Annotated in this window: 9 protein-coding genes, 1 tRNA gene, 1 rRNA gene and 1 riboswitch; of the genes, 2 read left to right on the top strand and 9 right to left on the bottom strand. The window is 53.0% G+C overall.

Annotated elements, in window-relative coordinates; all coding sequences use genetic code 11:
* Positions 1-6 precede the first annotated feature (6 nt).
* The 4 genes from JSN25_RS06540 to btuB all read right to left on the bottom strand — a co-directional run bounded on the left by JSN25_RS06540 (position 7) and on the right by btuB (position 4,704).
* A tRNA-Ile gene (locus tag JSN25_RS06540) sits at positions 7-83 on the bottom strand.
* 71 nt (positions 84-154) lie between these two features.
* Positions 155-1,694, bottom strand: a 16S ribosomal RNA gene (locus JSN25_RS06535).
* Between the two features lie 375 nt (positions 1,695-2,069).
* Positions 2,070-2,921 carry a glutamate racemase gene (gene murI, locus JSN25_RS06530; protein ID WP_038636091.1) on the bottom strand — a complete coding sequence of 284 codons (852 nt, stop codon included), beginning with the start codon at positions 2,919-2,921 and terminating at the stop codon, positions 2,070-2,072.
* On the bottom strand, positions 2,866-4,704 hold the full coding sequence (gene btuB / locus JSN25_RS06525) for a TonB-dependent vitamin B12 receptor BtuB (RefSeq protein WP_038636088.1): 1,839 nt from the start codon (positions 4,702-4,704) through the stop codon (positions 2,866-2,868). Before btuB ends, murI begins: the two co-directional genes overlap by 56 nt.
* 65 nt (positions 4,705-4,769) lie before the next feature.
* Positions 4,770-4,956: riboswitch (cobalamin riboswitch) on the bottom strand.
* 115 nt (positions 4,957-5,071) lie between these two features.
* On the opposite strand from btuB, the gene trmA reads away from it, so the two are divergent.
* Positions 5,072-6,172, top strand: coding sequence for a tRNA (uridine(54)-C5)-methyltransferase TrmA (trmA, locus tag JSN25_RS06520; protein WP_150344487.1), 1,101 nt, complete (start codon positions 5,072-5,074; stop codon positions 6,170-6,172).
* A 36-nt stretch (positions 6,173-6,208) separates the two neighbouring features.
* Here trmA and JSN25_RS06515 read toward each other — a convergent pair whose 3' ends face one another.
* Both JSN25_RS06515 and fabR read right to left on the bottom strand, forming a co-directional pair.
* Complete coding sequence (locus tag JSN25_RS06515) at positions 6,209-6,568, bottom strand: YijD family membrane protein (protein ID WP_038636082.1); 360 nt, start codon at positions 6,566-6,568, stop codon at positions 6,209-6,211.
* A gap of 15 nt (positions 6,569-6,583) precedes the next feature.
* Entirely contained in the window at positions 6,584-7,219 is a 636-nt protein-coding gene (fabR, locus tag JSN25_RS06510) for an HTH-type transcriptional repressor FabR (protein WP_003028862.1), read from the bottom strand.
* Positions 7,220-7,410: 191 nt separating this feature from the next.
* On the opposite strand from fabR, the gene sthA reads away from it, so the two are divergent.
* A complete protein-coding gene (sthA, locus tag JSN25_RS06505; RefSeq protein WP_032940238.1) occupies positions 7,411-8,811 on the top strand; it encodes a Si-specific NAD(P)(+) transhydrogenase in 1,401 nt (466 codons plus the stop codon).
* Here the strand turns inward: sthA and oxyR are convergent.
* The 3 genes from oxyR to argB form a co-directional block, all read right to left on the bottom strand.
* Complete coding sequence (gene oxyR, locus JSN25_RS06500) at positions 8,794-9,711, bottom strand: DNA-binding transcriptional regulator OxyR (protein ID WP_038636079.1); 918 nt, start codon at positions 9,709-9,711, stop codon at positions 8,794-8,796. The genes sthA and oxyR overlap by 18 nt on opposite strands.
* A gap of 298 nt (positions 9,712-10,009) precedes the next feature.
* Positions 10,010-11,383, bottom strand: a complete 1,374-nt coding sequence (argH, locus tag JSN25_RS06495) for an argininosuccinate lyase (protein WP_204525546.1) — start codon at positions 11,381-11,383, stop codon at positions 10,010-10,012.
* A gap of 117 nt (positions 11,384-11,500) precedes the next feature.
* On the bottom strand, positions 11,501-12,274 hold the full coding sequence (argB, locus tag JSN25_RS06490) for an acetylglutamate kinase (protein WP_038636072.1): 774 nt from the start codon (positions 12,272-12,274) through the stop codon (positions 11,501-11,503).
* Between the last annotated feature and the right edge of the window lie 2 nt (positions 12,275-12,276).

Raw genomic sequence — 12,276 nt, 5'->3', positions numbered from 1 at the left:
AGAATTTGGTAGGCCTGAGTGGACTTGAACCACCGACCTCACCCTTATCAGGGGTGCGCTCTAACCACCTGAGCTACAAGCCTGCAGAGATTTTCTTACTGCTAATTTTCATCAGACAATCTGTGTGAGCACTGCAAAGGTCGGTTCTTTAAGGTAAGGAGGTGATCCAACCGCAGGTTCCCCTACGGTTACCTTGTTACGACTTCACCCCAGTCATGAATCACAAAGTGGTAAGCGCCCTCCCGAAGGTTAAGCTACCTACTTCTTTTGCAACCCACTCCCATGGTGTGACGGGCGGTGTGTACAAGGCCCGGGAACGTATTCACCGTGGCATTCTGATCCACGATTACTAGCGATTCCGACTTCATGGAGTCGAGTTGCAGACTCCAATCCGGACTACGACATACTTTATGAGGTCCGCTTGCTCTCGCGAGGTCGCTTCTCTTTGTATATGCCATTGTAGCACGTGTGTAGCCCTACTCGTAAGGGCCATGATGACTTGACGTCATCCCCACCTTCCTCCAGTTTATCACTGGCAGTCTCCTTTGAGTTCCCGGCCGGACCGCTGGCAACAAAGGATAAGGGTTGCGCTCGTTGCGGGACTTAACCCAACATTTCACAACACGAGCTGACGACAGCCATGCAGCACCTGTCTCAGAGTTCCCGAAGGCACCAAAGCATCTCTGCTAAGTTCTCTGGATGTCAAGAGTAGGTAAGGTTCTTCGCGTTGCATCGAATTAAACCACATGCTCCACCGCTTGTGCGGGCCCCCGTCAATTCATTTGAGTTTTAACCTTGCGGCCGTACTCCCCAGGCGGTCGACTTAACGCGTTAGCTCCGGAAGCCACGCCTCAAGGGCACAACCTCCAAGTCGACATCGTTTACGGCGTGGACTACCAGGGTATCTAATCCTGTTTGCTCCCCACGCTTTCGCACCTGAGCGTCAGTCTTTGTCCAGGGGGCCGCCTTCGCCACCGGTATTCCTCCAGATCTCTACGCATTTCACCGCTACACCTGGAATTCTACCCCCCTCTACAAGACTCTAGCCTGCCAGTTTCGGATGCAGTTCCCAGGTTGAGCCCGGGGATTTCACATCCGACTTGACAGACCGCCTGCGTGCGCTTTACGCCCAGTAATTCCGATTAACGCTTGCACCCTCCGTATTACCGCGGCTGCTGGCACGGAGTTAGCCGGTGCTTCTTCTGCGAGTAACGTCAATCACTAAGGTTATTAACCTTAATGCCTTCCTCCTCGCTGAAAGTACTTTACAACCCGAAGGCCTTCTTCATACACGCGGCATGGCTGCATCAGGCTTGCGCCCATTGTGCAATATTCCCCACTGCTGCCTCCCGTAGGAGTCTGGACCGTGTCTCAGTTCCAGTGTGGCTGGTCATCCTCTCAGACCAGCTAGGGATCGTCGCCTAGGTGAGCCGTTACCCCACCTACTAGCTAATCCCATCTGGGCACATCCGATGGCAAGAGGCCCGAAGGTCCCCCTCTTTGGTCTTGCGACATTATGCGGTATTAGCTACCGTTTCCAGTAGTTATCCCCCTCCATCGGGCAGTTTCCCAGACATTACTCACCCGTCCGCCACTCGTCACCCGAGAGCAAGCTCTCTGTGCTACCGTTCGACTTGCATGTGTTAGGCCTGCCGCCAGCGTTCAATCTGAGCCATGATCAAACTCTTCAATTTAAGTTTGATGCTCGTGAATTAAACTTCGTAATGAATTACGTGTTCACTCAGAGACTTGGTATTCATTTTTCGTCTTGCGACGTTAAGAATCCGTATCCTCGAGTGCCCACACAGATTGTCTGATAAATTGTTAAAGAGCAGTTGCGACGCGCTTTGGCGCTCTGTCGCGAGGTCCCGTATATTACGTTTTCCTCATTCAGAGTCAAGCATTTATTTTTGCTTTTCTCTCCGGGATTCTCACTGGAACCCCGCTGACCCGGCGGCGTGTAATCCGTTGTTCCGTGTCAGTGGAGGCGCATTATAGGGAGTTATTTCAGGCTGACAAGGGGAAATTCAAAATAATCTTCCGAGTGCGCATTTTTTCATCAAAATCGATTAAACCGCCAGTTTTTCGAGCGTTTTGAAGCCATAACGTTGCAGCACGGGCAATAATTGTTCGGCTTCTGTCGTCATCGCCATACAGAATGCGACATTCTCATCGGTTGATTTCGCGTCGGGCGCTTCATGTTCTAATAACCAGGCCGTGCGACGCGCAATCGCGGCCCCCGAATCCACCAGTCGCGTCCCCTCGGGCAGGACCTGTAAAAGTTCTTCCTGTAATAGAGGGAAATGGGTGCAGCCCAGCACCACCGTGTCGGGTGGTTCCGACATCCGCAGCCACGGACGTAGAATGCGGCGCAACTCCTCCAGAGAGACCGTTTCGCCGTGCAGCTTCGCTTCCGCCAGTTCTACCAGCTCGGCAGACCCCAACATCGCAATCTGACATTCGTTAGCAAACCGCGCAATCAACTCATGGGTATACGACCGCTTCACCGTCGCACGTGTAGCCAGCAGTCCCACAACGCCATTCGCCGTGAGTCGCGCCGCCGGTTTAATAGCAGGAACGACGCCTACAACCGGGAAGGCAAATTTCGCACGTAATGCAGGAAGCGACACAGTACTTGCGGTATTACACGCGATGACCGCAAGAGAGAGTGGATAGCGCTGCTGGACCGCAGTCACAATCTCAACAACACGCTCGACGATAAATTCCTCGCTCTTCTCACCATAAGGAAAGGCGACATTATCAAAAGCGTATATATAGTGGAGATCCGGCAGCAGACTGCGGATCTCATTGTAGACCGACAACCCACCGACGCCGGAATCAAACACCAGCACGGTGGGACGTGGATCAGAAGGTGTAGCTGCCAGACAAGGTGTATTCCCGCCCTGCAGTTGCGTAGCCATAAACTGTCTCGTAATCTTTATCGAACAGGTTGGCGATTTTACCACGAACAGTCAGCTGTGAGGTGATTGGATATGCCACTGTCAGATCCCACAGGCTCACTCCCCCCATTTTTACCGGCTGATTGGTGACGAAGTCCGTGTCATAACGCGTTCCCAGATAATGATAGGTCAGGCCCCAGTCAAAATCGTAAACCTGCCAGTCAAGCTGGTACTTCACCTGCTGTTTAGAACGACGCGCCAGTGGTTTATCGGTAATCGCATTTCGTGCATCAACGTAATCGTAGCTCAGGGTGTGCGCCAGCGGCCCGGTATCAAAGTTTGCTGTCGCTTCGACACCTTTAATACGTACTTTGCCTTCGTTAAAGTATTTCTCGGTATGTGGGTCGTAATCGATCATGTTATCGATATCGTTGCGATATCCTGACAAACGCCAGTTCACATCCGCCGTCAGCCCTTCAAACGCCCCTTCCCACTGCTTACTCTCTTCAGGATCCAGATTCGAATTGCCGTAATAGCCATGCAACTGCCCGAGATTTGGTGCTTTGTAGGAAGTACCGTAGGAGGCAATAAAGCGATAACCTTCAATAAACTCCCACCCGGCGCTGGTTTGCCATGTACCATGGCGACCAAACTCGGAGTTATCATCACTGCGTGCCGCACCTTCAAAGGTAAAGTCACCCAGTTGCTGCAACCCGGTGAGATAGAGGCCAGTGTTACGCTGGTCGTAACCGTCCGTGACATACGCGGTGCCAGGCTCCGTAGTTTGCTTTTGCCAGTCGACGCCCGCACCCACATTACCGTGGCCAACCACCATACTGTTCGACCACTGAACATTATATTGCTTCATCTCATCCAGCGTGGCCGAGGAGTCATAGCGGCCATAATCCGGATCATAGTTGTAGTCTTTACTGTGGCTATAGCTGGAAACCAGCTGTGACTGGATAATTTCACCATTGAAGCGCAGTCCGGCATCCCAGCTTTGGCTATAGAGTTTTCGGGTATCGACCAGTGGTGAGTTCGGAGAATAGTACGAATCGTAATTCGTGCGGTTATCATAACCGTAGCCACGAACAAACCCGCTCCAGGTGTCAGAGAAGTTGTGTTCCAGCGCGCCATATAGCGTCTTACTTAAGAAGCCGTCTTTGTCGGGTTGAGCCTGAGAGCCAGTACTACCGTAAGCCACGACATCAAAGCCTTTGGTATAGGCATAATCGCCCATCAACGTGACACGCGTATTTTCACCTAACTGTTGTTGGGTTGAGACATCGTAATTCTGGTAGCCATTGCTTCCCACGCCAGCGGTCAGTTCCGTCCCCGGCTTTTCGCGCGTCGTAATGATATTCACCACGCCGCCGATCGCATCAGAACCATAAATAGCCGAACGCGGCCCACGAATGTACTCAATACGTTGTACCAACGATACCGGGAACTGGCTAAGATCGGCTGCGCCGCTAACCCCTGCCAGGTTCAGACGTACACCGTCAATCAGCACCAGAACATGGCTGGCGTTGGTGCCGCGAATAGAAATAGACGAATTTTGTCCCATACCACCGTATTGGGCGATATCCACGCCTGGCAAGCGACGAAGCACATCATTCACGGAGGTAGATTGCCAGCGGTCGATATCCTGACGCGTAACAACGGTGATAGGAGCAAGTACTGCGCTACGAGGCTGCTGAAAACGGTTGGCAGTGACGACGAGAGTATCTGGGCTAGCATCCTGTGCCCAACCAGAAAATGCCGTGACGGAAAGCGCCGTCCACAGCAACGATTTTTTAATCATTGTAAAGCATCCACAATATAAGAAGGATGCCGCAGGTCCCACCGATAGTACGCGATGATGAAAACCAGATGCGACGTTAGCCGGCAGGTCTTCGGGCTTGGAGGCGACTTAAAGAGACGATGACTTCCCACGGCAAGCCGCAGTGTCTGCACCAGGTGCGCTCATCTCCTACCTTCCTTACCGCTGCGCGTCAGCTCCAGATTCACACTGGATTCCCTTTTAACTCACAGGACCGGAAAACGGATGCTACAGTTTGTTACAACCCACTGTCCAGACTGTGTATCACAATATCGGAAATCATCAATGACTGGACATCTGTTGAGCAATCCCTACAATCCCCGCGTACTTTTATTTTTCAGGACGCATCATGACCCCCGAACATCTTCCGACAGAACAGTACGACGCGCAGTTAGCTGAAAAAGTGGTGCGTCTGCAGAGCTTAATGACACCGTTTTATGCACAGGCTCCGGAAGTGTTTCGCTCACCGGTCAGTCACTACCGTATGCGTGCCGAATTCCGGCTGTGGCATGACGGTGATGACCTGTACCACATCATGTTCGATCAACAGACGAAAAGCCGTATTCGCGTCGACAGCTTCCCGGCGGCCAGCGAGCTTATCAACACGCTGATGACGGCAATGATTGAAGGGGTACGCAACAACCGTGTCCTGCGCCACAAACTGTTCCAGATTGATTACCTCACCACCCTGAGCGATCAAGCGGTCGTCTCGATGCTTTACCATAAAAAGCTGGATGACGAATGGCGTCATGAAGCCGAAGCACTACGGGACGCGCTGCGCGCACAAAATCTGAACGTGCATCTGATTGGTCGGGCCACCAAAACCAAAATCGAGCTGGATCAGGACTATATTGACGAACGCTTGCCGGTCGCAGGTAAAGAGATCATCTACCGCCAGGTTGAGAACAGCTTCACCCAGCCCAATGCCGCGATGAATATTCAGATGCTGGAATGGGCGATTGATGTCACCAAAGATTCCCAGGGCGACCTGCTTGAGCTGTACTGCGGTAATGGCAACTTCTCATTAGCGCTGGCGCAAAATTTCAACCGCGTGCTGGCGACTGAAATCGCCAAACCATCCGTGGCGGCTGCCCAGTACAACATTGCGGCTAACCATATTGATAACGTACAAATTATCCGCATGGCGGCAGAAGAGTTTACTCAGGCGATGAATGGGGTTCGCGAGTTCAACCGTTTGCAGGGGATCGATCTGAAGAGTTACCAGTGTGAAACCATTTTCGTTGACCCACCGCGTAGCGGTCTGGACAGCGAAACGGAGAAAATGGTGCAGGCGTATCCGCGTATTCTGTACATCTCCTGCAACCCGGAGACGCTGTGTAAGAATCTGGAAACGTTAAGCCAGACGCACAATGTTTCACGTCTGGCTCTGTTCGATCAGTTCCCGTATACGCACCATATGGAGTGTGGCGTGTTACTGACCGCGAAGTAAGTGATGTCCTGGCCGGGCATGCCCGGCCTACAAATATTATTCCGCAATTTCCTGCTTACGGTTACGCACTTTAACGCCGATCCAGAACACCAGAATCACCGACAGTACCGCCGGGAAGAAGTTAGAACCAATATCCGGATATTCAGCGCGTACCACGGTGCTGTACAACAGAACACCGAGAATAAAACAGGCGGCGGCCAGGCCTGGTAGCCCCACAGGCATGGTACGGTTCTGATAGCGTTGATGCAGACAATAAACCGTCAGCACCAGCGAAATAATCGGGAATACTGAGAATGGCACAATGGAGCTAAACAGCGCCGCAAATGTGCCATTGATCGATAAGCCAGCAACCAGCGCCAGCAGCAGCGTACCTTTATCTTGACCTGACTGTTTCATTGCTCGTCCTTCTCGTTACTCGGAGTGGTGCGTCATCTTCTCTTGTTCACGGCGGTACCAATAAAATGCGCCTTTCGCGATCATGCGTAGTTGCAATACCAGCCGCTCTTCCAGCTGTCGACGCTGTTCAGCGCCAACATCCAGTGCTTCTGCCCCGGCGCTGAACACAATCGTTACCATGGCTTCGGCCTGCGCTTCAGTAAACGCACGGGGCATATGGTTTTCGAGTTCCAGATAGTCCGCAAGTTCCGCAATGAAGTGCTGAATTTCACGTGCGACCGCTGCACGAAACGCTGCGGAGGTTCCCGAACGCTCGCGCAATAATAAACGGAAGGCGTTGGGATTGTTGCCGATGAATTCCATAAATGTTGAGACCGAGGTACGGATCACACTCCCGCCTTTGGCGATACGCTGACGCGCCTGACGCATCAACTGACGCAGCATCAGACCACTTTCGTCCACCATCGTCAGTCCGAGCTCATCCACATCGCGGAAATGGCGATAAAACGAGGTTGGCGCAATGCCCGCTTCACGAGCAACTTCTCGTAAACTGAGACTAGCAAAACTACGCTCAGCACTGAGTTGACTAAATGCAGCCTCTACCAGCGAACGCCGGGTTTTCTCTTTTTGTTGCGCTCTAACGCCCATCACGATGTCTGAATCCTTCCACATACCTTACTGGCACTATACCAGAGATTAGGCGGTTGGCATGGCTTTGTTAATGATTGTTTACGCGCAGTTTGTGCTTCGACTTCGCAAAAAAGCACAACGATAATTGGGTTATCCCGACAACGATGTTACTATTCTGTTGCTTTTATGTATAAGAACAGGTAAGCCTGACCATGTCACATTCCTACGATTACGATGCAATAGTAATAGGTTCCGGTCCCGGCGGCGAAGGCGCTGCAATGGGTCTGGTTAAACAGGGAGCGCGCGTCGCGGTGATTGAGCGCTATCATAACGTCGGCGGAGGCTGTACCCACTGGGGCACCATCCCGTCGAAAGCACTCCGCCACGCCGTCAGCCGTATTATTGAATTCAATCAGAACCCACTTTACAGCGACCATTCCCGACTTCTCCGTTCTTCCTTCGCCGATATTCTCAACCATGCTGATAACGTGATTAATCAGCAAACGCGCATGCGGCAAGGTTTTTACGAGCGTAATCACTGCGAGATTTTGCAGGGAAATGCCCGTTTTGTTGACGAACACACTATCGCCCTGGAATGCCACGACGGCACGGTGGAAACGCTGACCGCGGATAAGTTCGTGATCGCCTGCGGTTCACGCCCTTATCGCCCTGTTGACGTCGACTTTTCGCATCCCCGCATTTATGACAGCGACTCCATCCTGAGTCTGCACCACGAACCTCGCCACGTTCTGATTTATGGCGCAGGGGTTATTGGCTGTGAATATGCGTCGATCTTCCGTGGAATGGACGTCAAAGTTGATTTAATCAACACCCGCGATCGTCTGCTGGCGTTCCTTGATCAAGAGATGTCCGACTCGCTCTCTTACCACTTCTGGAACAGCGGTGTGGTTATTCGCCACAACGAAGAGTACGAGAAGATTGAAGGTTGCGATGACGGCGTCATCATGCACCTGAAATCCGGTAAAAAACTGAAGGCTGACTGTCTGCTGTACGCCAATGGCCGCACCGGTAATACCGATTCGCTGGCGCTGGAAAATATTGGTCTGAAAACCGACAGCCGTGGGCAGCTCAAAGTGAATAGCATGTACCAGACGGCACTGCCGCACGTGTATGCCGTAGGGGATGTGATCGGCTATCCGAGTCTGGCATCGGCGGCCTACGATCAGGGACGCATTGCCGCCCAGGCACTGGTGAAAGGCGAAGCCACCGCGCATCTGATCGAAGATATCCCAACCGGGATTTATACCATTCCTGAAATCAGCTCCGTTGGTAAAACCGAGCAGCAGCTTACGGCGATGAAAGTCCCATACGAAGTTGGCCGCGCCCAGTTTAAACATCTGGCACGTGCGCAAATCGTGGGCATGAGTGTCGGCACGTTGAAGATTCTGTTCCATCGCGAAACCAAAGAGATTCTGGGGATCCACTGCTTTGGGGAACGCGCGGCCGAAATTATTCACATCGGTCAGGCGATAATGGAGCAAAAAGGTGGTGGTAACACCATCGAGTACTTCGTTAACACCACCTTTAACTACCCAACCATGGCGGAAGCCTATCGGGTAGCGGCGCTAAATGGCTTAAACCGCCTGTTTTAACGCACTATCGAAATGGCCATCCATTGATCCACGGATGGCCTCTGCCAGCTGTTCATAACGGCTGCGCAGCGGCGAACCTGGACGATACACCAGGCCAATCGTGCGGCGCGGTTCTGGCTTAATGCATGGCAGATAGACAACACCATCACGCTTGCGCTCCGACGGAACAGCCAGCGCAGGCAGTAACGTAATACCGCTACCTGCCGCCACCATATTGCGCAGCGTTTCCAGACTGGTTGCCCGGAAATGGGTATCTTCATCAGCACCTGCTTCAAAGCAGAAGCCCATGGCCTGATCGCGCAGGCAGTGGCCGTCTTCCAGCATCAGCAGTTTTTCACCCGCCAGATCGGACATCGGTACACAGTCACGGTTTGCCCATGGATGATCTTCATAGATCGCCAGCATCATAGGCTCATCAAATAACGGTACTTCGATGAATGCCTCACTCTCTTTCACCAACGCCAGAATCACGCAGTCGAGCTTACCGCTATCCAGTTGCGCCAACAGCTGATGCGTCTGCGCCTCATGCAGATACATTTCCAGTTTTGGGAAGGTCTGGTGCAACATAGGAATAATATGCGGCAGCAGGTATGGCCCCACCGTTGGGATCAAACCAATATGCAGCGGGCCAGACATCGTCTCGCCTTGTTGGCTTGCCATCTCCTTGAGCACTTTGACCTCGCGCAGCACGGTGCGCGCCTGATCCACCAGCAGCAGACCTGCCTGAGTGAACAGCACTTTGCGACTCGTACGCTCCAGCAACATGACGCCCAGCTCATCTTCCAGCTTACGGATCTGCCCGCTCAGCGTTGGCTGGCTCACGTGGCAGGAGTCTGCCGCCCGTCGGAAGTGACGATGTTCGGCAAGCGCCACCAGGTATTCAAGATCACGAATATTCATTATTCATCCTCCATCGCCACGATAGTTCGTAGCGATAGGTAGCATAGCAACGAACGATTATCCCTATCAAGCTTTCTGTTTAATAATGCACCACAGAAACGGAACGGTACCCCTTTAACCCTTGAAGCTACTGTCCGTTTAGAGAGTTTCTCTCATACTCGAAATAACTAAAGCCAACGTGAACTTTTGCGGACCTTGCGTCCGCATTTTTTTTGCATAAAAAAGCCCGGCGAGATGCCAGGCTCTGATCACTGTTTGCCTGATGGCGCTATGCTTATCAGGCCTACAAAGACAAAAGTTACGCCAGACGCGCCTTCGCGTAATCAATCGCCTGTGCGATCTGCTGTGGCGACACGCCGCCTTTCGCCGCACGTTTGTCCAGACACGATTGGAGAGAAAGGATCGGGTAAACGTCTTCGCCAATGACCGGACTGAACTTCTGTAAGTCGGTCAGCGACAACGATTCCAGCGGTTTGCCCTGACGAATCGCCTCAACCACCGTTTCGCCCACAATGTGGTGCGCTTCGCGGAACGGCACGCCTTTCGCTACCAGATAATCCGCCAGCTCAGTAGCGTTGGCATAACCCTGCTGCGCCGCTTCCTGACAACGCGGACGTTTCACCTGAATGCCATCCAGCACCAGCGCGGCCATATGCAGACAATCCAGCCAGGTGTCGAGCGCATCGAACAGCCCTTCTTTGTCTTCCTGCATATCTTTGTTATACGCCAGCGGTAGGCCTTTTAAGGTCATCATCATCCCGGTCAACGCACCCTGCACGCGACCGCATTTACCACGGATTAATTCCAGCGCATCCGGATTTTTCTTCTGCGGCATCAGGGATGAACCAGAGGTCACTCGATCGGACAGCTCGACAAAGCCTGCTTCACCGGTATTAAAGAAAATCAGGTCTTCAGCAAAACGCGACAGGTGCACCATGCCGATAGAAGCGTCGGAGAGTAACTCCAGCACGTGGTCACGATCGGAAACGCTGTCCAGACTGTTGCGCGTTGCCGAAGCAAAGCCCAGCCAGCCGGCCAGTTGTTCGCGATCGATTTCATATGCCGTACCCGCCAGCGCGCCGCAGCCCAGAGGACTGACGTCCAGACGCTTAAGCGCATCCTGCAGACGGCTCTCATCACGCGCCAGCATTTCGACATAGGCCAGGCACCAGTGAGCAAACGTCACCGGCTGCGCACGTTGCAGGTGGGTGTAACCCGGCATAACGGCGTCCTGGTTATTCTCCGCCGTCACCACCAGCGCACTTTGCAACTGACGGTTGGCAGAGAGTAATTCAATAACCGTGTCTTTACACCACAGTTTAAGGTCGGTCGCGACCTGATCATTACGGCTACGCCCGGTATGCAGTTTTTTACCAAGCTGGCCGACTTTATCAATCAGCTTACCTTCCACCCAACTGTGAATATCTTCGGCATCGCTTTGCAGGATTTGTTGCGGGTTGGCACGCACCTCTTCCAGCAGCGTGTTCAGCGCCTCTTCCAGTTGCAGCTGTTCATCGGCAGTCAGTACGCCGACCGTTACCAACGCTTTGGACCAGGCCACAGAGCCGACAATATCCTGTTCTGCCAGGCGGTAGTCAAAACGCAACGAGTCGTTGAACTGTTTAAACCGCTGATCTGCTGCCTGTGTAAAACGCCCACCCCAAAGTGCCATAACATGCTTCCTTAAATTCTTTTAATTTCAATGCCGGATGGCGCTACGCTTATCCGGCCTGCAGGTTCTGTTCACGTAGGCCCGATAAGGCGTAGCCGCCATCGGGCATACAAATAATTAAGCCAGAATACGGGTACCGATCGGCGTGCCGTTAAACAACGCCGGGAGTTGCTCTGCATGACGCCAGGAGGCGATATCCACCGGGCGACCCAGCGTGCGCGCGGCATCCAGCGCCGCATTGACCTTCACGATCATGCCATCGGTAATAATCCCCTGGTCGATCAACTGCTCCGCTTTCGCGGCGGTCATTTCGGCAATACGCTGACCTTTACCATCCAGAATACCGCTCACGTCTGAGAGCAGGATCAGATCCGCCCCCAACGTTGCCGCCAGCGCTGTTGCCGCCTGATCGGCGTTAACGTTCATCAGCAGTCCATCTTCAGTGACGCCGATGGAGCTGACTACCGGCAGAAAACCGCTTGCCAGCAGCGTGTTAATTAGCTTAGGCGAACCCGGTTGCGCGAGTCCAACATGACCCAGCTCTTTATCGAGCGGCGTCACTTTTACGCTGTCGCCATCGCCAAGATACAGGCCCACAGAAGCGATTTGATGTTTTTTCGCCCAGGCCAGTAAGGTTTTATTCGCCGTACCCGCCAGGGCGCCAGTGATAATATCTATCTGATCGGCAGGGGTGACGCGCAGGCCGTTTTTCTTTTTGACCGGCAGATTCAACTGCTTCATTAGCTCATCAACCACGCAGCCGCCGCCGTGCACAATAATCAGCGGACGCTGATGCGACTCACGATAATTCACCAGTGCGGTAAACAGTCGCTCCAGCGCCTCTTCGCTATCCAGTAAAACGCCGCCCAGCTTGATAATTAATGGATTCATTG

The organism is Citrobacter cronae (genome assembly GCF_016893685.1).
GTDB classification, from domain to species: Bacteria; Pseudomonadota; Gammaproteobacteria; order Enterobacterales; family Enterobacteriaceae; genus Citrobacter; species Citrobacter werkmanii.
The sequence above is the reverse complement of the archived record's forward strand: the minus strand, read 5'-3'. Positions and strand labels throughout refer to the sequence as shown.